Origin of the sequence: Actinoplanes awajinensis subsp. mycoplanecinus, from assembly GCF_001509495.1 — a bacterium.
In the GTDB taxonomy this organism is placed as follows: Bacteria; Actinomycetota; Actinomycetes; order Mycobacteriales; family Micromonosporaceae; genus Actinoplanes; species Actinoplanes palleronii.
Genome location: NZ_LLZH01000235.1, coordinates 1 through 20,604 on the forward strand (window position 1 = coordinate 1; position 20,604 = coordinate 20,604).

The window sequence follows — 20,604 nt, forward strand, 5'->3', positions numbered from 1 at the left end:
AAGACCTGGAAACTACTGGTCAAGCTGCGCTGTTGCCCTCGCCGCGCCACCGCGATCGTGCAGGCCATCCTCGTTCTGCACCACGTCGAAGCCAACCGCCACGCAGGATGAAAAAGGCTCAGTGCGCCAAGATCTACTGAGGCGCACACCATTTTCTTTTCCGGCTCGTAGACCATTTTGAGGTTGAGCTGCCGGTAAATCTCGGCCTTGTCCTCCGATTGAGGGGCGCGGATCACGGCGGCAGTGGCAGATTCCGGGTGTCCCCGCCACTCATAGAATCCGGAACGATAAACCCGCAGCCAGCCACATATCGCAATAATATTTGCGCACGCCATCATTGCGTAGTGATGTTTTGTCAGCGCCCTCGGCATCGATTAATTCGGGCGTGTCGCTCACCGATGATCCTTGGTGAAGTACGCGGCTGCTTTTCAGGAATTCGTTCTCCATCCGCAGGTCTCGCGTTTCGCGTTCCAATTGCCGGATCCGGGCACGCTCGGTCACGGTCAGCCCCGGTTCATCGCTGACCTGCTCACGCCGATATCGCGCCACCCAGCTCCCGCGAGTCCCTTCCTGGATGCCGAGTTCCTTGGCTACTTGAACGATCAGACGCGATGTCTCGATCACCAGTTTGACAGCTTCTTCCCGGTACTCACGGGGAGGAGTTTTCTTCGCACGCGGCAAGGGATCCCTTTTCGGTCCACCCCCGATTTCACATGGGCACATGTCCGGAAGGTTCGGAGCGGCTCAGCAGGTCCATGTCCGCCGTATCGTGCGGCTTCCTGCACGAGAAACGCTGAGAATCCGGTCGGGCCACCGGCCAGCGCGGCGTGAGTGCCGGATAACTGCGTTCTGCGTTGATCACGTGACGGAATTCGCTGCGACTATGCCTCTGGCTGGACCCCGTCAAAGCCCCTGCCGATGCTGGAGCCACCTCAGACGGAAGGAATAAGAGTCATGCACAAATGGTGGCCTTTAGTGGTGGTCTGTCTAGGATCTTTCATGTTGATCGTGGACACCACCGTGGTGACCGTCGCGCTGCCGGACATGGCCCGTTCTCTCGATGCGCCGCTGTCCGACATGCAATGGGTGCTCAACATCTACACGCTGGCACTCGGCATCGTCACGCTCAGCGCGGGATCGCTGGGTGACCTCTACGGCAAGCGCCGCATCTTCATCATCTCGCTGCTGCTCTTCGCGCTCGCCTCCCTGACCTGCGGGCTGGCCGGCAATGCCGCAGTACTCATCGCGGCGCGCGGGGTACAGGGAGTGGGCGGCGCGGCGATGATCGGTACCACCCTCGCTCTGCTCGGCAGCAGTTACGAAGGTAAGGACCGTGGCGTCGCGATCGGCTACTGGAGCGCGGTACTGGGGATGGCGGCAGCCGCCGGGCCGATCCTCGGTGGTGTGCTCACCCAGTACCTGAGCTGGCGGGCAATCTTCTACATCAACGCGCCGATCAGCATCGTGGCGCTGGTGCTAGCAGCTATGTTCGTCCCCGAATCCCCCCGTGAACAGCGGGCCCGCGTCGACATTGCGGGCATCGTGACTTTCGCGGTCTTCGCCGGATCGCTGATCTACGGACTAATCACGGCCGGCGAGCACGGCTGGACAGGGACCACGACACTGGTGTTTTTCGGCATCGCCGCGGCGGCACTGGTGGTCTTCGCCCTGCTGGAGCGGGCGCAGCAGAATCCGATGCTCGACATCCGGCTGTTTGCCAACGCGTCCTTTGCCACCGTCATGTTCGGTGTCGTGAGCTCTGCGGTGGCGTTCGCCTGCCTGGTTTACACCTCCATCTGGCTACAGGGTGTGTTGCGCCTGTCGCCGTTGGGCGCAGGCATCGCGCTTGTCCCGATGGCGGTCACCTCGTTCTTGGCCTCATCGCTGATCGGCAAACGGCTGCACCGGGTGCCGCCGCGGGTCACCATCGGCCTGGGCCTGCTCTTCAATACCATCGGGTGTGGCTTGGAATTCCTCATGCTGCACGCTTCGGCGACTGCGTGGACGCTGGCACCCGGCCTGGTAGCGATCGGGCTCGGCATCGGTATCGGGGGTCCCGGTACGAACGCCGCGGTCCTGGCCTCAGTGCCCAAGGAGCGCAGCGGTATGGCGTCCGGTGCAATGGCCACGTTCCGGCAGTTCGGCCAGGCGCTCGGGGTGGCCGCGCTCGGCGTGGTGTTCCTCTCATCGATCTCCAACCGGCTGCAGGGCGACACCGCCGACCCACGCGCCACAGCGGCGGCGGTGGCATCCGGTGGGGCACCCGATCTACCGGCATTGCCGGATGCCGGAGCTCATGCGTTGGGTCTGGTGTTCCTGTCCACGGCGGTGCTGAGCGGACTTGCGTGTCTCTTCACGGTGTTGTGGGTTCGCGGGGCCAAGGAGCCGGTACCGGATCAGAGGCCTGCCCCGGCCACGGGTCACCCAGCCGAGGCGTGAGACCGCAGCGCGGATACCCAGGCACGACCGACGCGGCGACCGGCTGTCCGAGTGGCCGACCGCTGGGGAATATCAATCTCTGCGGGGAATTCGACGGAATCCGTCACCCGATAAGCTGATCTGATGGATGACGTCAAGCTTGACCCCGTAGATCGAGGTTTGATTCACGCCCTCCAGATCGACGGCCGAGTGCCGTTCGCTCGAGTAGCTGACGTGCTGGACGTCTCCGAGAACACCATCGCGCGCCGCTACCGGCGCCTACGGTCCGCCGGGCTCGTACGAGTCGTAGGCGCCGTCGTCGGTACACGACTGGGCCAGATCGCCTGGACGGTACGCCTACGATGCACACCCGATGCCGCCGCGGCGATCGCCCGGGCCCTGGCCGCCCGAACGGACACCTTCTGGGTCCACGTGATGTCCGGTGGCACCGAGATCTCCTGCGTCGTACAGGCAGCCACCGACGGGGAACAAGACGGGCTGCTACTGCAAAAGCTTTCCCGTACCGCCCGGGTCACCTCCGTGACGGCCCACTCGATGCTGCAGGGATTCGCGAGCCCCCGAGGCTGGGCCGGCTTGCGTTACCTCAGCAACGAACAATCCGAACGGCTTCGCCCCGACATCGTCGTTGATGTCGAGACGCCGGTAACCCTGACCGCCGAGGACGAACAACTGCTGGATCAGTTGGGCCGCGACGGACGAGCCAGCCACAAGGCGCTCTCCGACACGACCGGCTGGTCCGAGTCGCGCGTGAAGCGACGCATCGAGCAGCTGGAGCGCCTTGGTGTCCTCTCCTACGAGCTGGACATCCCGTCCACGGTGCTCGGCTATCAGGTCGAGGCACGACTCTGGATGTCCGTCCGCCCCTCCGGACTGGTGTCCGTGGCAACCGAGCTCTCCAGCCATCCGGAGGTGTCGTTCGCCGCGGTCACCACCGGTCCTACCAACCTCGTCGCTGCCGTCATCTGCCGGGACTCCCGCGACCTGTACCGCTACCTGACAGAACGAATCGCCAGCCTGGACGAGGTGCACAACGTAGAGACCGCACCGGTCAACCGCACGATCAAACGCAACGGAGCCATCTTGGCAGCCTGAGCGGGTTCACGCGCCGGCCACAGGCTTCAGATGGGCGGCGCGGCTGAAGCAGGTCCAGATCGCGGGCTGACGGGATTCAAGCCTGCGACCCCTCGACCCGCGGTAGTGGTGTCCATTGGTAGTGCGTCGACGTGGTGATGTCGTGGAAGCCGCAGCGGCGCAGGATCGGGGCGCTGGCCGGGGACGCGTCGACGTGCAGCAGCCGGAAGCCGCGGGCGGCCGCCTCCCGCGCCCGGGCGGCGAGCAGCGCCCGGTAGATCCCCCGGCCCCGCCACTCTTCCAGGGTCACGCCGCCGAGCAGCGCCACGAACTCGGTGCCCGGGTTGTAGATCACCCAGGCAGAGCAGACGACCCGGCCGCCGGCCTCGGCCACCAGGACGGTGATCTGGCCGGGATCGGCTGAGACCTGCGAGTGCAGGTCCTCCGCCACCCAGGACAGGTCGACGCCCAGCACCTCGGTCTCCAGGTCGGCGATGCGGCGCAGGTCGCCGGGTGCGCTGACCGCCCGCAGCGTCACGCCGCCGGGCAGGACCGGGTCGGCGGCCACCTCGTCGGCGACGCCGATCAGCACCGCCGACGACGGCTCGGCCACGAAACCCGCCGCGACCAGCCGCTCGGGCAGCTCCGCGGGCAGGTCGTGCGCCCGCACCTTCCACTCGACGCCCTGACCACGGGCCTGGAAGTAGTCCCGCTGCCGGGCGATCAACCGGTCCAGTGCGGCGCCGGTGACGCCGACGTCGCGCGGCGCCCGGAGCCGTCCCACGTGCCCGCCGACGATCCGGAGCACCGGTCCGTCGTACTCGTGGGTGACGCCGGTCGGGACGGCGCCGGTCGGCATCCGCATCTGCGTGTCGTAGGCGGCCAGCAGTGCGGCGACATCAACCATGCCCCATGCGATCACTTCTGGCCGAGCACGTGCAACAGAGAAACCATGAAGTGGCGTCTTCCTGAGGCAGATAACCGACACGACCGAGCCGTCCACCGCTCCGGACTGTCGGCGCATCTCGTCTCCCTCACCACGAACGCTGGTACCTCACCTGGCCGGGCGCCTGCCACCGGGACCGCCCGTAGGGGTCGCACCAGGGACCCGGGGCATTGACTGTCGTCACTGGCGGTGGCAGCGTCGGCTGCGTCAACGTCGCTCGGGGGGAGACGCATCATGCCCAGTCGTCGCACTGTCCTGGCCGGATCCGCGGCCGCCGCGTTCGTTGCCGGCGCGGGAACCGCCGCACCGGCCGCAGCATCGTCCGGCGGGCTGGACCGGGAGGCGTTACAGGCCGCCCTGGACCGGATCGTCGCCACCGGGGGGACCGCCGCGCTGGCCCGGGTGGACAGCCCGACCGGCAGCTGGCGCTCGTCCAGCGGGGTGGCGCAGCTGGGGCGGCCGGCCCGGCCGGTGGTCACCGGGCAGTTCCGGGTCGGCAGCATCACCAAGACCTTCGTGGCCACCGTGATCCTGCAGCTGGTCGGTGAACGGCGGCTGAGCCTCGAGGACACCCTCGAACGGTGGCTGCCGGGCGCGCTGCCGAACGGCGCGCAGATCACGGTCCGGCAGCTGATGCAGCACACCAGCGGGGTGTTCGACTACACCGAGGCGCTGTTCACCAGCGTCGAGGACGTCCTGCGCGTGCGGTACCAGACCTTCCGGCCGGAGGAGCTGGTCGCGCTCGCGGCCGGGCAGCCGCCGGTGTTCGAGCCGGGCACCTCCTGGTCGTACTCCAACACCAACTACGTGCTGCTCGGGATGATCGTGCGCCGGGTGACCGGGCATGCGTACGGAAGAGAAGTCGGCCGGCGGATCCTGCGGCCGCTGCGCCTGCACAGCACCGAGGTGCCCGGCACGGACACCACGATCGACGGGCCGCACGCGCACGGGTACGAGCCGATCGAGCAGAACGGCGTGGTCGTGCCGCTGGACTTCACCGACCTCAACCCGTCGATGGCCTACTCGGCCGGCGAGATCGTCTCCAGCACGGCGGATCTGAACCTGTTCTACCGGTCGCTGCTCGGCGGGCGGCTGCTGCGCCGGGCGCAACTGGCCGAGATGCTGGCGAATCCGGTGGGCGAGCTGAACTACGGCCTCGGCATCTACCAGCAGCCGCTGCCCGGCGGCCCGACCTTGTGGGGGCACACCGGCGGCATCTTCGGGTATCTCACCTACTCGTTCACCACCGCGGACGCCGCCACTCAGGCGACCGTGTCGGTCAACCCGTGGCTCGGCGATTTCAGCGCCGCCCTGATCGACCTGCTGCTGATCGCGTTCGGCGCCACCGCGCCGGTCGCCAGGGCCGCCGCGCCGACCGGCCTGCTCCTGGCACCGGGTTTCCGCGTCCCGGCGGCGTGACCGTCACCGTGGACTGATCGTGGTCCGGCCGCCCGGCGCTCCGTACAACCACAGGGTGCCGGGCGGTGGACCGGGCAGCGCCCCGCGCAGCAGCTGGGCGAGCGCCCGGCCCAGCTCAGCCACCGGCCCCGGCTCGTACGCGTGGTCCCCGCGGAAGATCAGGTGCCAGTCGTCGGACTGCCCGGGGGTGCGCGGCGGCCGTTCGAGCAGCCGCGCCGCGCTCTCCTCGAACAGCTCGGCCAGTTCCTCGCGCCCCTCGGCGTCCAGGTCGAGGGAGACGTCGAAGAACAGGTCACTGACCATCGCCTGCCGGCGCAGTTCCTCCACCCCGGACACCCACCAGTCCGGGCGGTGTTCCGGCGGGATGCCCTCGACGTCGCGGAGCAGCTGGGCGAGCAGGATCGACAGGGCGCCGTCGTACGCCCAGATCTCCCGCCCCGGATCCGGCAGATCCGGTGGCGGCCCGCCATAACAGCCGATCGACCTGGTTTTGCTCACCGTTCCATGGTCGCCTATCCGCGCCCGCAGGTCACGGCATGAGAATCAACCGGATCGGGTTGTTCTCCTTCGCGTCGAGCTGCCGGACCGCCTCGGCCGCCTGCGCCAGCGGCAGGGTGCCGCTCACCGAGCCGGAGAACTCCACCCGGTGCAGCGCGACCAGCGACAACAGCTCCAGGACGTGTTCCGGTCCGGAGCCGTAGTGCCCGCGGATCTGCTGCTCGAGGAAACTGAACCGGGTGCCGTCCGGGACGGTCAGCGGCTGGTCGGTGAGCCCGACCAGGATCAGCTTGCCCCACCGGGCCAGGGACCGGGCGGCCTGCACCCGCACCCCGGCGACCCCGGCGAAGTCGAACGCGTACGCCAGACCGGTCCCGCCGGTGGCCTCGCCGACCAGGCTCGCGAACTCCGGGTCCTCCGGGTCCAGGGCCAGGTCGGCGCCGAACTGCAGGGCCCGTTCCCGCGCCGAGGGCAGCGGGTCGATCGCCACGATCGGGGCCGCACCGATCATCCGCAGCAGCTGGACGGCGTGCGCGCCGAGCCCGCCGACGCCCCAGACGCCGACCGCCCGGGCCGGTTGCACCCCGGCGGTCGCGGTGATCGCCGCCCACGGCGTGGAGACCGCGTCCGGGATGAAGCAGGCCTGCTCGAACGAGAGCGTGTCCGGAATCGGGACGACGGTGCCGGCGGTCGCGACGGCGTGCTGCGCCCAGCCCCCGTCGTAGTCCACGCCGCGGGTCAGCACCGACCCGCCACGGATCTCGCCGGCCTGCAGCAGCACCCGCTCCCCCACGGTCAGCCCGTGCACACCCTCGCCGACCTCGTCGATCACCCCGGCGGTCTCGTGTCCGAGAGTGACCGTGTCCCCTTGCAGGTACAGCGGTTTGAGGATGCCCTGGATCAGGTGCACGTCGGAGAGGCACACCCCGGCTGCGCGCACCGCGATCCGGACCTGCCCGCGCCCGGCGTGCGGCTCGTCCACCTCCTCGACGGCGAACTTCCCGGTGGACACGTTCAGACGGCCAGCCAGCATGCTGCGACTCTCCTCAAGCCTCGACATCGCTTGATCACATGCGTACCACGAATGACGCGGCAAAACCGGGTATAGCGCCCGCGTGCCAGCACCGTGCCAGCCGGATGGCAGGGCGCCCCGGCACGCTGCGGCGATGACGAACGCGAACTGGCAGGCCGGGCGCACCACCGCGCCGGACGGGACGGCCGTGACGTTTCTCGAGGTCGGCGCCGGGCCCGGGCTGGTCGTGGTGCCCGGCAACAACCGGCGCGCCCACCATTACCGGGAGCTGGCCGTCGCGCTGGCGGACCGCTACCGGGTGACCGTGATCGATCGGCGGGGCCGGGGCGCGTCCGGACCGCAGGGACCGGACTACAGCGTCGAGAGCGAGGCCGGCGACGTCCTGGCGGTATTGGCGGCGACCGGCGCGAAATGGCTGTTCGGGCACAGTTACGGCGGCCTGGTCGCGCTGCACGCCGCGCTGCGTCAGCCCCCGGCAGGGCTCGCGGTCTACGAGCCCGGCGTCAGCCTCGGCGGGTCGTTCACCGCCGGCTGGCTGCCCGATTTCACCCGGCTCGTCGAGCGGGGCCGGCACCACGCGGCGATGACGCTGTTCCTGCGGCGGACCCGGCTCGCCCCGGTCGGCGACGCCCCGGCGCCGGTCTTCCACGCGCTGGCGTTCCTGCTGCTGCACGGCTCGGACGGCGCCGACACCAGGGCGATGATGGCGACCACGCCGCGGGAGATCGGCGAGGTCGTCCGGCTGGACTCCGACGGGAGCCGCTACGCCGCGGTCACCTGCCCGACCCTGCTGCTCGGCGGGGGCCGCACCCCGGCTTATCTCACCGGCGTACTCCCGCTCTTGTCGCAGATCATCCCGGACGCCCGCCTGGAGATGATCGACGACCTGGACCACAACGCGCCCGACCTGAACGCCCCCGCCCTCATCGCCGCCCGCCTGTCCGGGTTCCTGCATTAAAACCCTTTTCCGGTACGGCGTGGAGCCGCGTGTCGTGCCCGCCGCGGGCGTGCTAAACAGTCCGGATGCCCGCATACACGCCGCATTCGGAATGGACCGCTGACGCGCTGACGGTCGTCGCCCGCGCCGAACGGGAGGCGGTCACCCGCGGTCACCGGTGTGTGCGCTCCGAGCACTATCTGTACGCGCTGCTCGAAGCGGACGGGCCGCGCACCGTGCTGGCCACGCTGGACGTGCCGGTCGACCGGCTGCGGCACCGGGTCGGCGAGGTGCTCGCCGGTGAGCTGCCCGGCACCTCCGACGTGCCGCGGGTGCTCGAGGCGGCGCGGTTCGAGATGGACCTCGAGGAGATCCGGTACCTGAGCACCGAGCACCTGCTGATCGGGGTCGCGGTCGAGGGCGACGGGCTGCTCGACGAGGCCGGTGCCACCCCCGACCGGCTGCGCGAGGGCACCTATCAGGTGTTCCGCTCCGCGGTCTACGGGCCACCGCCGGCTTTCGGCCACCACGCCGTGACGGTCCCGCCGGCGCTGCGGGCGCTGGACGACGAGCTCGGCGTGCTCGCCCGGCACCACGAGGCGCCCGACGACGAGTTGCTCGCCCGGCGCCGTGACCTGGTGAGCGAATGGTCCGGCTGGGTGGACACGGTCCGGGTGGTCCGGGAGGCGGAACTGCTGCGGGCCGAGGTGCGGCGTCTGCACCGCTTATTGCGTACGCATGGAGTCGATCCTGGTCGTTGAAATAATGGGTCGGAAATGGTGGCCTGGTGCTGCTACGGTTCGCGGCGGAAAGGGGACCACCGTGCCGAAGCTGAACCAGATCATCGCCGTGGAGAAGGGCGTCAAGAGCAAGGCGTTCGCTGATCTCAGCGAGGCGCACCACGCCGTGCAGAAGACCGGCCCGCTCGCCGGCATCTCCCGGACGTACCAGCCGAAGGACGAGGAGGGCGAGCAGCTGCCCGCCGAGTCCACCCGGGTGCAGATCAAGGCCGAGGACGTGCTGCGAGACGTCGGCGTGACGCTGACCCGGCTCTTCGACGTGACCGCGACGAAGGACTGGACGAACTGCGTGGCCCGCGCCGACGTGGTGGTCGACGGGCGCACCATCGCCGCCCAGGTGCCGGTGACCTATCTGCTGTTCCTCGAGAAGCAGCTGGTCGACCTGCACACGTTCGTCAAGAAGCTGCCGGTGCTGGACGCGTCCGAGACCTGGGTGCGCGACGACTCCACCGACAGCTGGCGGACCGAGCCGGTGCGTACCAACCGGACCAAGAAGGTGCCGCGCAACCACGTCAAGGCCGAGGCCACCGAGAAGCACCCGGCCCAGGTCGAGGTGTACTACGAGGACGTCACGGTCGGGTACTGGACGACCCTGAAGTTCTCCGGTGCGCTGCCGGCCCGGCGGGTCAACGAGATCCTCGAGCGGGTCCTGGCGCTGCAGACCGCGGTCAAGTTCGCCCGCGAGGAGGCGAACAACAGCGAGGTCACCGACCAGCGGGTCGGCGCGGCCGTCTTCGGTTACCTGTTCGGGTGACCTTCATGATCTCCCCGTGGGAGCGCGGGGTGGCGCCGGGAATCCGGCGTGAAGCTGACAGCTGAGGCTGAAACTGAATTGACCGGTGACAGTGTGGGTTCGAGTCCCACCCCCCGCACCACGCGCGGGGGTAGCCCAACGGGCAGAGGCAGCCGGTGTGAGACTCAGATTCTCGCTCCAACGTCAGCATTCACCACTGATCACCAGATCAACCGAGTCGGGACGGAGACAGCGGATGCCGGTTCAAGTCCGGCCCGCCGCGCTGTCGAGCGGCGGTAGTTTAACGGCAAAACCCGTATGTCATTATGAATGATCCCGGCTGTTAAACGTGCTGGTGTGTGCAATTCAGTGGTAAACGGAGGCCCGGGGATTGGCCATATCCCCGGGCTTCACCAATTCCTGGTGCTTATTGGAATCGCGCGAACTTGGCGATCGCGGCCGGCGCGACCGGGGTGAACAGGTTGACCAGGGTTCCGCTCGGGTCGCGCAGCAGCATGGACCGGTTGCCCCACGGCATCGTGGTCGGCGGCAGCAGCACCGCGGCGTCGAGCCGCTCGTGCACGGCGTCCACGTCATCCACCAGGAATTCCACGATCTTTTCGTCCGCCTTGACCGATTCCGGCACTGTCCTGGTGCTGGCGATCGCGAGCGTCGCGGCGCCGGTGGTGATCTCCGCGAACTCCGGGGTGATCTGGTTCGCCTTGATCCCGGTCACCTGCTCGTAGAACGCGATGAGGCGGGCGGTGTCGTCGGTGATGGCGCGGATCGAAACGAGGTTCATGCCGGAGACGTTAGAACTGATACTGGACAGATTCCGCCCAGTATCAGATTTACGGTGAGCCGATGACCCGCCCGACCGCCCGCGTGCTCACCCTGCTGGAACTGCTCCAGTCCGGTGGCGTCCGCACCCTGGCCGACCTGTCCGACCGGCTCGGCGTCGACCAGCGCACCGTGCGTCGCTACGTCCAGCACCTGATCGACCTGGACGTCCCGGTCGAGTCGGTCCGTGGCCGCTACGGCGGGTACCGGGTGGCCCGGGGTCACCGGCTGCCCCCGCTGATGCTCGCCGAGGACGAGGCCCTGGCCGTCCTGCTGAGCCTGTCCGGCCTGACCAGCGGCACCGGCCCGGCCGGCGAGACCGCGGCGGCCAAGCTGCGCCGGGTCCTGCCCGCTCCGCTCCAGCTCCGCCTCGACGCGGTCCTTGCCACGGCCGCGACCACCGCCCCGACCGCTCCCCCACCGGACGCCGCAATCCTGCTGCCGTTGGCCGCCGCCATCCGCACCCACCAGCCCATCCGCCTCACCTACGCCACCCCGGCCGCCGCCGCTCCCGGCGCTCCCGGCGCTCCCGGCGCCCACTCCTCACCCGATTCTCCCCGCATGCCCGATTTTTCCGGCACGCTGGGTTTTTCCGGCTCTCCCGGCACGCCCGGCACGCCCAACTCCCCCGGCACGCCCGCCACGCTCGGTTCGCCGGACTCCCCCGGCTCTCCGGGTTCTTCCGGCTTTCTTCGTGAGCGGACGCTGCATCCATATGGGCTCGTCGTCCACTCCGGGCGCTGGTATGTGATCGGCCTCGACCCGGCGTTCGGCGAGGAACGAACACTTCGCCTGGACCGCATCGGGCAGGTCCGCGCGATGCCCGGCTCTTTCGAGCCGCCGGCCGATTTCGATCCGGCCGAGCGCCTGGTCACCGGCTTCGCCACCGCGAACTACCGCTACGACGTGCGCCTGCGCATCCAAGCCACCGCCGCCCAGATCCGCACCCGCCTACCCGCCACCGTCGCCACCATCCACGAGTCCGCCGGCCCCTGGCTGCACGTCGACATCCGGGCCGCGAGCCTGACCTGGATCCCCGGCGTCCTCGCGTCGCTCGACCACCCCTTCGTCGTCGACCATCCCGCCGAACTGCGCACCCTGATCACCGCCCTCGCCACCCGCCTGACCGCCTCGGCCCGCAGCCCTTCAACCTGAGTGGGCCAACCGGCTGATCTCGGCATGCCAGACTCCTGGTGTGCAGACGGACGAGTTCTGGCCCCTTGTCGAGCAGGCCCGAGCCGACGCCGCCGGACCCGAATGGCCGCTCCCCTCCGCGATCGCCGAGGCCCTGGTCGAACGGCTCATCGCACTCCCGCTCGACCGGATCCTCGAGTTCCACCTGTGTTTCGAACGTGTCGAGAGCCGCGCCGATCGGTGGGAGTTGTGCGCAGCCGCCTACGTGATCCAGGACTACCTGTCCGACGACAGCTTCTCGTATTTCAAGGCTGGCCTGATCGGTCTGGGCCAGACGAGCTTCGAGAAGGTCGTCGCTGACGGCGACGCACTCGCGGACATTCCTCTGGTGCAGGCCATCGCCGCAGGCCGAGCGGACAAGTATCTTCTGTCGGCCGAGTCGATCGACAACGCCGCGTCGACTGCTTATGGCCGTCAGGCCGGCGACGACGATGACTTTTGGGACGACCTCGACACCCTCCCCGAGGACGACGAGGAGCACTCATCGGGCACAGATGAACCGTGGTCAGGACGCTTCGGCAGCCAGGAGGACGCCGCCTTGATACCGGTACGCCTCCCGCGCTTGACCGCACTGTTCTCAGCCGCCAAGAACGCCGCCACGAACCACCCGGAGCCCTAACCACCTGCCCTGGCGGCGCCACCCCTCAACCCACCGCGATCTTGGAGACTTGCGCCCACATATCAACCGCAACTCTCCAAGATCGAGCCGCATAGCCGCATAGCCGCTAGACAGGCCGGCGGGCGAGAGGTGGGTCAGTGGGCGGCCGTGAGTTCGCGTTCGCGGTGAGGAGGGGACGGCACCCGCAGCGGCGGCGCTTCGGGGAGGTCGTCCATCGGGCGGGCCGGGGCGCGGCGCAACCCGAGATACGTGATCAGGCCGATGGGCAGGATCAGCCAGAAGGACAGCAGGCGGTAGACCAGCACCGCGGCGGTCGCGGTGGCCGGGGCGGCGCCCAGGCTCAGCGCGGTGACCAGGCTGGCCTCGACGAAGCCGAGCCCGCCGGGGCTCAGCGGAATCTGCCGCACCACCTGCGCGATCAGGTAGGCCGCCCCGATCGCCTGCCAGCTCACCGGCAGCGCGACCGCGTGAGCCGCGGCGATCAGGCAGAACGCGTCAGCGGCCCAGTTCAACGCGGACCAGAGGATGGCCGCGGCCGCGTCGCGGGGACGGATCGACCGGGCCGCGATCAGGGCCGCCGCCGCTTCCTTCCGGATCCGGCCCACGATCGGCCACCCAGAAATCCCGCGCACGGCTGCAGCCCCACGATCCACCCACCGCCGGACCGCTTCAACCCAGCCACCGCCAGCAGTCCGCCCCGCAAGCACCCCGCGCCTCATCGGCCGCCCCGCAGCAGTGCCATCAGCGCCGGGCCTCGCCGGGGCACCCGCGTCGACGGAGTGTGACGGCTTGATGCCGTGGGCGAGGCCTGCCGCCCGCAGTGACTGGTCGAACTCGGAGACCGGGCGGGATCGATCGACGCCGGCCGCTCGGCTTGTCTGGGTGAAAGCGGTCGCCGGCCGGGGCCTAACAGTTCGCTGCCGCTGGGCGACAACGGTCGCCGGCCGGGCGCGGCCGGGCGCTCGGTGCGGCTGAGCGCCGTCCGGGGCGATGTGCGGGCGGGCGCGGACCGCGATCAGCAGCGCGGCGAGCAGGACGCCCGCGGCCGCGAACGCCTCATACGAAGCGGAACCCCACCAGGTCACGACCGCGGACGGGCCGAACGCGACCGCGCACACCGTGAGCAGGCCGGTGAACGACGCGAGCAGGGACAGCAGGGTGACCGTCGCCGCGGTGGTACCGGTGGCGCCGCGACGCCGGTACTGCTGGACGGCGAAGGCGGCCGACATCGCCGAGCCGGCGGGCAGCGCCATGCTGATCGCCGAGCGGCTGTAGGTGATCGCCAGGGCATCGCGGGCGGAAACGGTCACACCGGCCGAGCGCAGCAGGCGGCGTTGCTGCCACGCGAACGCCGCCTGGGAGAGCACCTGGGCCAGCAGAGCGGACGCCGCCCAGCGCGCGTCCGCCGTACGAAGAATGGTCCAAATCGCACCGGGAGCCGGAAGTCGACCGCGGAGCGTGAGCACGACGGCGGCCGCGGCGATCGTCAGCACGGCGGACCGTGACAGCCAGTGCCTGGTCGCGGTGCTCAGGGTTTTCACAGCAGCTAGTTTCACCCAAACTTGCACTTCCGGCAAGTTTGCACTTTGAGAAGTGGATCACGTCGTTTAGGGTTGCGCCGTGGAGGAGAACCTCGGGCTGCGCGAGCGCAAGAAGCTGGCCACCCGGATGGCGCTGTATGAGGCCGCCGTGCGCCTGGCCGCCGAGCGAGGCGCCGACAACGTCACGATCGACGCGATCGCGGAAGCGGCCGGGGTGTCGCGGCGGACGTTCACGAACTACTTCGCGAACAAGGAAGAAGTCTTCTACTACCGCGACGCCTACCGGATGCGCCGGCTGTGCGCGGCGATCCGCCAGCAGCCGGGGTCCGATCTGTGGACGGTGCTGACCGGCGCGGCCCTGGAGTTGCTGACCGAGGCGTACGCGGACGCGGACACGTCGTGGATCACCCAGCGGCGGCTGCTGCACGGCGATCCGAATCATCTGGCGCACCAGATCGCGGCGTACACCGCGATCGAGCGGGAGCTGGCCGGCGAGATCGCGTCCCGGGTGACCGGGCCCGGCGCGGAGCTGCGCGCCCGGGTGTTCGCGGCGTCGTTCATGACCGCGATGCGCACCTCGGTCCAGTACTGGATCGACCACCCGGAGACGTCCCTGCCGGACACATTCCGCACGGTCGCCGCGATGGTCGCCCCGAAGGGATCCTGATCGGTCAGCGGCCCAGACCCGGGTTGACCAGAACCAGTCAGCGCGGGCGGACCAGGCCCACGTCGTAGGCGATGATCGTCGCCTGCACCCGGTCCCTCGCGCCGATCTTGGTGAGCAGCGCGTTGACGTGCGCCTTGACCGTGCCGACCCCGATGCCCAGCGCCGCGCCGATCTCCGCGTTGGACAGCCCCTGCGCGATCTGCCCGAGCACGTCCCGCTCGCGCGGGGTGAGCGCGTCCAGCCGCGGATCGCTTTCGGGCACGGACGTCACGGCCCCGGTGGCGAACGCGTCGATCAGCCGCCGGGTGACCGCCGGGCTCAGCATCGCCTCACCGGCCGCGACCGTGCGGATCGCCGCGACCAGCTCGGCCGGCTCGGCATCCTTGAGCAGGAATCCGGACGCGCCGGCCCGCAGCGCCGCGAAGACGTAGGCGTCCTGATGAAAAGTGGTCAGAACCAGGACCTTGGGTGGGCGCGGCCCGGCGGTCAGCCGCGCGGTCGCGGTCAATCCGTCAATTCCCGGCATCCGTACGTCCATCAACACGACGTCCGGAGCGACCCGGGCGGCGAGGGCCAGCCCGGCAGCGCCGTCGCCGGCCTCCCCGACCACGTCCAGGTCGGGCTGGGAGCCGACGATCGCGGCCAGCCCGACCCGGACCATCACTTGATCGTCCACGATCATCACCCGAACACCGATGGCGGCACCTCCCGATCCGATCCGGTCATCGCGGCCCCACCATCCCCCGCCTCGCCGGCGCCGGCCGCACCCGGCGACCCGGTAGCGCCCCCGGACTCCATGACCCCGGAAGGCAGCGCAGGCGCGGAAGGCGCCACAGCCGAGGACAGCGACACGGGCGCGGGCCGCGCCGGCGCCGTGGTCAGATTGTCGAGCAGTGCGCGCATCGCCCTCAGCGCCTCCCGGGCAGACGTCAGCACCGTCGGCAGATCACCCCGGTCCGCGGCCTGCGGGAGCGCCGCCGCGTGCTGCAGCACCGCCGCGCGCAACCCGTCGGCGAACCGGGCTCGTTCCGCGCGCGCCCGCAACCCCGCGAGCGCGGTGGCCGACGCCACCCCGGACTCCTCCCGGCTGCGCCGCCGCTCCCGCCGTACCCGGGCCGCCCGCCCGGCCGCCCAGCTGCCGAACATCGGCGCCGCCAGCAGCACCGCGATCAGCACCGTGAAGACCGCCAGCAGCGCCAGCCCGAAAATGTTCACGAACGGGTTGCCCGACGACGCCGCCGAGACCGCCACCATCAGCACGGACAACGCCAGCGCCGACGACAGCGCCGCACCCAGCCCGGCCAGCCAGGTCAACCGCGGCCGGACCCCGTACGCCGCGACCGCATAGACCGCGATCACCTCGGCACCCGCGCTGAACAGGAACACCCACGAGTCCTCGTCGCCGACCACCCCGGCCGCGCCCAGCAGCGGGCCGAGCCAGGTGGTCGCCGCGACGGCGAGCAGCACCCACCAGGGCCCGTGCCGGCGCCACAGCAGCGGCACCACGTGCGCGATCAGCGCCGCCAGCACCAGCAGGGTGGCCGCGGTGTTCAACGCGCTGTCCGGTGCGAACAACCCGGCCGCCGGGAGCAGTACGGCCAGCAGGACCAGGCCCGCGTCGATCACGGCTTGGCTGCGCAGCCAGCGGTTGACCCGCTGGTTGCGGCTCTCCACAAATGGCAGCGAGGCCCGCACCCGCCACCCGCCGCCGTCGCGTGGGCCGGCGGTGAGCGTCCCGCCGAGCGCCTGCGCCCGGTCGCGCATCCCGGTCACGCCGCGCCCGCCGCCCAGCCCCACGACACCGGTGGCCTCGGTGCCCGTCCCGTCGTCGTCGACGGTGAATTCGGCGCTGTCCCGTCCGTACCAAAAACGGATTTTGATGGTGGATCCTGGCGCGTAACGCAGCGTGTTGGTGAGCGCCTCGCGGGCGATGCCGTGCAGCGCGCCGGCGAGCGGCCCGGGCGGATCGCCATCCGGAAGGTCCAGGACGACCTGCTGGCCCAGCTGGGCAAAACCGGCCACCAGCTCGGTCAGTGACGGTGCCTCCTCCTGCGCGTCGGCCGCGTCCGCGGGCAGGATCGCGACCAGCCGGCGCAGCGCGTCGAGGGTGTCCCGGCCGGTGCGCGCCGCGAACGACAGCGCCTCGTCGCGCAGCTCCGGGCGCTGCTCGGCGAGCAGGTCGGCGGCCTGCGCGTTGACCACGATCGAGGTGAGGTGGTGCGCGGTGACGTCGTGCAGTTCCCGGGCGAGCCGACCGCGTTCCTCCGCGGCAGCCTCCCGATGTGCCGTTTCGGCCGCAGCAAGCCGGCGGGCGGCCGCGGCCCGGTCCCGGTGCCAGCGCCGGCGGACCCGCCCGAACGCCGCGGTCATCCCGTTGACCGCCAGCGAGAGCAGCACCTCGAGGGCGAGATCGCTGGTCACGCCGCTCTGCACGGCACTCAGCGCGCCCTGCCAGACGACCAGGCCGCCGAGGCTGAGCAGCATGGTCCGCATCGGACAGCGGGCCGCGACGCTGAACAGCGCGATCAGGTCGGCCAGACCGATCAGCAGCACGGCGGCAACGTGATCGTCCGCGGACACCACCGTGGTGGCGACCGCGAGCGCCGCGGAGACCACCAGCAGGCTCCCGACCGGGCGGCGCAGGCGCAGGCCGAGACCGCCGGCCACGGCCAGTGACGCGAGCACGATCGTCACGTTCTGCCACCGTGACAGCGGGTCCAGCGGCAGCAGGGCGAGTTGTCCCGCGGCGAGGAGGACGGGCAGCAACCAGGTGGCCATGGTGGCCATAGATTAGGCGAGCGCTCCACACCGCCGGGTAGAGGGCGGTTCCTTGATCGCCGCGCTTGACCCGCTTGCTTAGGGTGATCCGCATTCATCGGCGGGAGCATCATCGTGACGGCTGAATACCTGCTGCAGACCGCGGAGACCTACGAGCGCGCGTTCGGCTTCCTGACCGAGGAGTTCGACCTGCGCGCGGACCGCCCCCAGTTCCGCCACGGCGGGTTCGCCCTCACCTACCAGGGCGTTTCCACCGGTGTGCGGGTCGACTGGTACCCGCGCGACCCGATCTCGGTCTGGCTGCTCTGCCCGGAGGCGTTCGACCTGCAGGATTTCGAGGAGCTCAGCGGCCACACCCGGCAGGTCGGCGACGCCATCTACTCCCCGAGCCCCGAAAACGCCCTGCTCCTCGCGGAGAATCTGCGGGCCTACGGCGCCGACGTGCTCCGCGGTGACCTGACCCGGGTCCCGCTGGTCCAGGCCCGCGTCCAGCAACGCGCCGCCGAGTTCAGGGTCCGCTAAACCCTATTCGGTACGTGTACGGAGCGCCCGACCGCAGGCTACGAGCCGAGTCCCGGGCTGGTCTCGCGCGACACCGCCCCGCCTCCGGACCCAGCCGCGCCGTCAGGTCCGCGCCGCTCACACTTCCGGACCGCTCACCACGCGCGACCGCAGCCAGCCCGGCCCGACCCGGCTGACCGGCCGGCTGGCCGGCCGGCTGACCGGCTGCTTCACCGGCTGGCGGTGAGGGGTGCCTCGAGCAGCCGGAGACAACCCTGAGCGCCAGCCACGCACGGCCGGCTGGTGGTGAGGGGTGTCTCGAGCGGTGGGAGGCAGCCCTCAGGGCCAGCCGGGGATCGTGGGGCGCGCGGCGGTCTGGGGTGGCGCGGGCGTGGCGCGAGACCGGCGCGGGGCGTGGCTCGTGGCCTGCGGAGGGGCGCTCCGTCTTCGTACCGGAAAAGGGCGGTCGGAGGGCGACGCCTGCCGCGGGTGATGGGGCAGCAGCGGGCGGTTTCGGTCAGGCTGGTTGTTCGAGGAGGTCGAGGAGGTCGTCGAGGACGTCGGGCCAGGCGACGCCGCGGGACTCGGCCAACTGCTCGAGCATCTCGGCGGTGGCGGAGATCAGGACCAGGCCGTAGGCGGCCGGGCCGATCAGCGGGGGCTGGCCGAAGCCCAGTGTTGCGGAGAGTGCCCCGGCTACCTGTGCGGGGTCGGGCAGGCCCAGCCAGTCGCCGTGCCGGGTCGAGATGCGGGCGGCGAGAGCGTCGGCGGCTCGCTGCCGGGCGGCGGGGTCGTCCGGTTCGCCGACCGTGGCGGAGATCGCCAGGAGCAGTACCGCGCCGGAGAGCCGCAGGGCTTCTTCCGGGTCGTCGGCGTCCAGGCGTTCCAGCGCGGCGGTCAGGGTCGGCGCGTGGTGGGTGGCGACAGCCGCATATGCGTGCCGCAGCACGTCCTCGCGCTCCGATTCGATCTGCATCGCTGTTCTCTCGTCTCGCGGTGGGTCGTGCCCGTCATCCTCAGCGTGCCATGCAATAGCCGCAGATCGGACGCCACTGCCGAATTCGGCCTGCGATCCGGGCCGCCTTGAATCTCCGGACCTCCCGGGTTCCTCGCCGCCCGCAACCCAAACCTCCGGTCACCCCGCGGCCCCAGGCCACCCACGCCCCGGGCCACCTCGAACTCCTGGCCGCCCGCGCCTCGAGGCCGCCCCCTGACTCCAGGTCACCCCGCGCCGCAACTGCTCCGGGCTCGTGCCGCTCCGAGCGCGCTGACCGGCGCTGGCCCGCTGACCGAAAACGACGACCCGAAGCCGAACCGCCGGGCCGGGCCGCCGAGGCCGGGGCCGAGACCGGGGCCGAGGCCGAGACCGGAGCCGGGGTGCTGGATTGCTGGTTAGTCGGCGGGCAGTCGAATGAGAGATATCCGGGTGATTAACGTCCGGATAAAACGATCATGAGGGGGGTTCTGTCGTTTTCCGGGGGCGGCGTCGTGTGCCACTCTGAACGCCCGGATCACGGCCAGGGAGCGGAATGACCAGACGCGTTTTCGTGCATATCGGCGCGCCGAAAGCGGGCAGCACCTTTGTACAGAATGTGTTGTGGGACAACCACGCGGCCCTGAAACGCGCCGGGATCCTGCTGCCCGCCACCCGCACCGCGCAGGACCAGGCGATGACCGATCTGCGCGAGGTCTCCTGGCGCGACCCGCACGCCACCTGGACCTGGGACCAGCTGGTCGGGGGTGCCGCAAGCTGGCCCGGCGACGTGATCATCACGAACGAGGGGCTGGGCGGCGCGACCGCCGAGCAGGCCGCCCGGGCGATCCGCAGCCTGCAGCCGGCCGAGGTGCACGTGATCGTCATCGGCCGCGATCTGTGGCGGACCCTGCCGTCGATGTGGCAGGAGAACGTCAAGTCCCGCAGCGTCGGCGGCTTCGACGCGTTCCTCAGCGCGATCGAGCGGGGCAAGAACGACGCGTTCTGGAACCACACCGCGAACCGGATGCTGCGCCGCTGGGGCGACCTCGTGCCGGCCGAGCGCCGGCATCTGATCACCGTGCCGCCGCCGGGTTCGCCGCACCTGACGCTCTGGCAGCGGTTCGCCGGCGTGACCGGGATCCCGGACGGCCTCTGCGAGATCCGCGAACAGTCCGCGAACGCGTCACTCGGCGCGGCCGAGATCGAGTTGCTGCGCCGGCTGAACCGGGCGCTCGGCGACCGGTACCCGCACCGCGCGCCGTACCGGGCCGGGGTGCTGCGGCACCTGGTCAACCCGCTGCTCAAGCAGGGTCGCAACGAGCTGCGCTTCGGCATCGGCCAGGACCGCAGGCAGTGGATCCTCGACCTGACCGACGAGCGGATCAAGGAGCTCGAGGAGTACCCCTGCCAGATCGTCGGCGACCTCGCCGAGTTGCGCCCGGCCGACCTCACGGCGGCGATCTCCCCGGACGAGGTCACCGAGTCGCAGATCCTGGACGCCGCGGTCGAGGCACTGATCGGCATGATCGGGTATGCCGACGGGCTCAGCCAGCGCGCCGAACGCGGCATCATGACCCGCATCCGCGGCCGGATCACCCGCCGGCTCAGCTGA

Annotated in this window: 20 protein-coding genes and 1 pseudogene; 12 read left to right on the plus strand and 9 right to left on the minus strand. The window is 70.3% G+C overall.

The window, feature by feature from the left end:
- Positions 1 to 111 (plus strand): annotated as a pseudogene (locus ADL15_RS53190) (IS5/IS1182 family transposase); the annotation flags it as partial.
- Positions 112 to 270: 159 nt separating this feature from the next.
- Here ADL15_RS53190 and ADL15_RS51700 read toward each other — a convergent pair.
- Positions 271 to 723, minus strand: coding sequence for a transposase (locus ADL15_RS51700; protein ID WP_083971666.1), 453 nt, complete (start codon positions 721 to 723; stop codon positions 271 to 273).
- A gap of 231 nt (positions 724 to 954) precedes the next feature.
- Here ADL15_RS51700 and ADL15_RS24015 point away from each other — a divergent pair, with 231 nt between their 5' ends.
- Together ADL15_RS24015 and ADL15_RS24020 are read left to right on the plus strand one after the other, a co-directional pair.
- The gene (locus ADL15_RS24015) at positions 955 to 2,439 is read left to right on the plus strand and encodes an MFS transporter (RefSeq protein WP_269748372.1); all 1,485 of its coding nucleotides are present in this window, start codon (positions 955 to 957) and stop codon (positions 2,437 to 2,439) included.
- A gap of 123 nt (positions 2,440 to 2,562) precedes the next feature.
- Complete coding sequence (locus ADL15_RS24020) at positions 2,563 to 3,531, plus strand: Lrp/AsnC family transcriptional regulator (protein ID WP_067695445.1); 969 nt, start codon at positions 2,563 to 2,565, stop codon at positions 3,529 to 3,531.
- A gap of 76 nt (positions 3,532 to 3,607) precedes the next feature.
- On the opposite strand, the gene ADL15_RS24025 is transcribed toward ADL15_RS24020, so the two are convergent.
- Positions 3,608 to 4,417 carry a GNAT family N-acetyltransferase gene (locus ADL15_RS24025; RefSeq protein ID WP_067695448.1) on the minus strand — a complete coding sequence of 270 codons (810 nt, stop codon included), beginning with the start codon at positions 4,415 to 4,417 and terminating at the stop codon, positions 3,608 to 3,610.
- A gap of 273 nt (positions 4,418 to 4,690) precedes the next feature.
- Here ADL15_RS24025 and ADL15_RS24030 point away from each other — a divergent pair, with 273 nt between their 5' ends.
- On the plus strand, positions 4,691 to 5,875 hold the full coding sequence (locus ADL15_RS24030; RefSeq protein WP_067695451.1) for a serine hydrolase domain-containing protein: 1,185 nt from the start codon (positions 4,691 to 4,693) through the stop codon (positions 5,873 to 5,875).
- Positions 5,876 to 5,878: 3 nt separating this feature from the next.
- On the opposite strand, the gene ADL15_RS24035 is transcribed toward ADL15_RS24030, so the two are convergent.
- Positions 5,879 to 6,373, minus strand: a complete 495-nt coding sequence (locus tag ADL15_RS24035; RefSeq protein WP_067695454.1) for a hypothetical protein — start codon at positions 6,371 to 6,373, stop codon at positions 5,879 to 5,881.
- 31 nt (positions 6,374 to 6,404) lie between these two features.
- Positions 6,405 to 7,406, minus strand: coding sequence for a zinc-binding dehydrogenase (locus ADL15_RS24040; protein WP_083971669.1), 1,002 nt, complete (start codon positions 7,404 to 7,406; stop codon positions 6,405 to 6,407).
- A 133-nt stretch (positions 7,407 to 7,539) separates the two neighbouring features.
- Between ADL15_RS24040 and ADL15_RS24045 the strand changes: the two genes are divergently transcribed.
- The 3 genes from ADL15_RS24045 (at position 7,540) to ADL15_RS24055 (ending at position 9,897) form a co-directional block, all read left to right on the plus strand.
- Positions 7,540 to 8,364 (plus strand): alpha/beta fold hydrolase, encoded by an 825-nt coding sequence (locus tag ADL15_RS24045; RefSeq protein ID WP_067695460.1) that lies wholly within the window; start codon positions 7,540 to 7,542, stop codon positions 8,362 to 8,364.
- 65 nt (positions 8,365 to 8,429) lie between these two features.
- Positions 8,430 to 9,104 carry a Clp protease N-terminal domain-containing protein gene (locus ADL15_RS24050; RefSeq protein ID WP_067695463.1) on the plus strand — a complete coding sequence of 225 codons (675 nt, stop codon included), beginning with the start codon at positions 8,430 to 8,432 and terminating at the stop codon, positions 9,102 to 9,104.
- A gap of 61 nt (positions 9,105 to 9,165) precedes the next feature.
- Complete coding sequence (locus tag ADL15_RS24055; protein ID WP_067695466.1) at positions 9,166 to 9,897, plus strand: DUF7873 family protein; 732 nt, start codon at positions 9,166 to 9,168, stop codon at positions 9,895 to 9,897.
- A gap of 406 nt (positions 9,898 to 10,303) precedes the next feature.
- Here ADL15_RS24055 and ADL15_RS24060 read toward each other — a convergent pair whose 3' ends face one another.
- Entirely contained in the window at positions 10,304 to 10,678 is a 375-nt protein-coding gene (locus ADL15_RS24060) for a VOC family protein (protein WP_067695469.1), read from the minus strand.
- A 62-nt stretch (positions 10,679 to 10,740) separates the two neighbouring features.
- Here ADL15_RS24060 and ADL15_RS51705 point away from each other — a divergent pair, with 62 nt between their 5' ends.
- Complete coding sequence (locus ADL15_RS51705; protein WP_083971670.1) at positions 10,741 to 11,871, plus strand: helix-turn-helix transcriptional regulator; 1,131 nt, start codon at positions 10,741 to 10,743, stop codon at positions 11,869 to 11,871.
- A gap of 40 nt (positions 11,872 to 11,911) precedes the next feature.
- Complete coding sequence (locus ADL15_RS24070) at positions 11,912 to 12,529, plus strand: DUF4240 domain-containing protein (RefSeq protein WP_067695472.1); 618 nt, start codon at positions 11,912 to 11,914, stop codon at positions 12,527 to 12,529.
- Between the two features lie 134 nt (positions 12,530 to 12,663).
- Here the strand turns inward: ADL15_RS24070 and ADL15_RS24075 are convergent, their stop codons facing one another.
- Entirely contained in the window at positions 12,664 to 14,070 is a 1,407-nt protein-coding gene (locus ADL15_RS24075) for a TIGR00374 family protein (protein ID WP_067695477.1), read from the minus strand.
- A 79-nt stretch (positions 14,071 to 14,149) separates the two neighbouring features.
- Here ADL15_RS24075 and ADL15_RS24080 point away from each other — a divergent pair, with 79 nt between their 5' ends.
- Positions 14,150 to 14,737, plus strand: coding sequence for a TetR/AcrR family transcriptional regulator (locus ADL15_RS24080; protein WP_067695480.1), 588 nt, complete (start codon positions 14,150 to 14,152; stop codon positions 14,735 to 14,737).
- A 37-nt stretch (positions 14,738 to 14,774) separates the two neighbouring features.
- Here the strand turns inward: ADL15_RS24080 and ADL15_RS24085 are convergent, their stop codons facing one another.
- A complete protein-coding gene (locus tag ADL15_RS24085) occupies positions 14,775 to 15,419 on the minus strand; it encodes a response regulator (protein WP_232344313.1) in 645 nt (214 codons plus the stop codon).
- Positions 15,419 to 17,515, minus strand: coding sequence for a sensor histidine kinase (locus ADL15_RS24090; RefSeq protein WP_198170991.1), 2,097 nt, complete (start codon positions 17,513 to 17,515; stop codon positions 15,419 to 15,421). The genes ADL15_RS24085 and ADL15_RS24090 overlap by 1 nt, the downstream gene beginning before the upstream one ends.
- A gap of 114 nt (positions 17,516 to 17,629) precedes the next feature.
- Between ADL15_RS24090 and ADL15_RS24095 the strand changes: the two genes are divergently transcribed.
- Positions 17,630 to 18,037 carry a hypothetical protein gene (locus ADL15_RS24095; RefSeq protein WP_067695489.1) on the plus strand — a complete coding sequence of 136 codons (408 nt, stop codon included), beginning with the start codon at positions 17,630 to 17,632 and terminating at the stop codon, positions 18,035 to 18,037.
- 496 nt (positions 18,038 to 18,533) lie between these two features.
- Here ADL15_RS24095 and ADL15_RS24100 read toward each other — a convergent pair whose 3' ends face one another.
- The gene (locus ADL15_RS24100) at positions 18,534 to 18,992 is read right to left on the minus strand and encodes a hypothetical protein (protein WP_067695492.1); all 459 of its coding nucleotides are present in this window, start codon (positions 18,990 to 18,992) and stop codon (positions 18,534 to 18,536) included.
- Positions 18,993 to 19,545: 553 nt separating this feature from the next.
- Between ADL15_RS24100 and ADL15_RS24105 the strand changes: the two genes are divergently transcribed.
- Positions 19,546 to 20,604: a hypothetical protein gene (locus ADL15_RS24105; protein ID WP_067695495.1), complete on the plus strand. Its 1,059-nt coding sequence runs from the start codon at positions 19,546 to 19,548 to the stop codon at positions 20,602 to 20,604.

Bases quoted from the DNA above. Each gene is read 5' to 3' on its own strand.
- ADL15_RS24015 (WP_269748372.1), top strand. From the start codon at position 955: ATGCACAAATGGTGGCCTTTAGTGGTGGTCTGTCTAGGATCTTTCATG.
- ADL15_RS24045 (WP_067695460.1), top strand. From the start codon at position 7,540: ATGACGAACGCGAACTGGCAGGCCGGGCGCACCACCGCGCCGGACGGG.
- ADL15_RS24085 (WP_232344313.1), bottom strand. From the start codon at position 15,419: ATGATCGTGGACGATCAAGTGATGGTCCGGGTCGGGCTGGCCGCGATC.
- ADL15_RS24090 (WP_198170991.1), bottom strand. From the start codon at position 17,515: ATGGCCACCTGGTTGCTGCCCGTCCTCCTCGCCGCGGGACAACTCGCC.
- ADL15_RS51705 (WP_083971670.1), top strand. From the start codon at position 10,741: ATGACCCGCCCGACCGCCCGCGTGCTCACCCTGCTGGAACTGCTCCAG.
- ADL15_RS24025 (WP_067695448.1), bottom strand. From the start codon at position 4,417: ATGGTTGATGTCGCCGCACTGCTGGCCGCCTACGACACGCAGATGCGG.
- ADL15_RS51700 (WP_083971666.1), bottom strand. From the start codon at position 723: ATGTGCCCATGTGAAATCGGGGGTGGACCGAAAAGGGATCCCTTGCCG.
- ADL15_RS24030 (WP_067695451.1), top strand. From the start codon at position 4,691: ATGCCCAGTCGTCGCACTGTCCTGGCCGGATCCGCGGCCGCCGCGTTC.
- ADL15_RS24105 (WP_067695495.1), top strand. From the start codon at position 19,546: ATGACCAGACGCGTTTTCGTGCATATCGGCGCGCCGAAAGCGGGCAGC.
- ADL15_RS24060 (WP_067695469.1), bottom strand. From the start codon at position 10,678: ATGAACCTCGTTTCGATCCGCGCCATCACCGACGACACCGCCCGCCTC.
- ADL15_RS24040 (WP_083971669.1), bottom strand. From the start codon at position 7,406: ATGCTGGCTGGCCGTCTGAACGTGTCCACCGGGAAGTTCGCCGTCGAG.
- ADL15_RS24050 (WP_067695463.1), top strand. From the start codon at position 8,430: ATGCCCGCATACACGCCGCATTCGGAATGGACCGCTGACGCGCTGACG.
- ADL15_RS24100 (WP_067695492.1), bottom strand. From the start codon at position 18,992: ATGCAGATCGAATCGGAGCGCGAGGACGTGCTGCGGCACGCATATGCG.
- ADL15_RS24020 (WP_067695445.1), top strand. From the start codon at position 2,563: ATGGATGACGTCAAGCTTGACCCCGTAGATCGAGGTTTGATTCACGCC.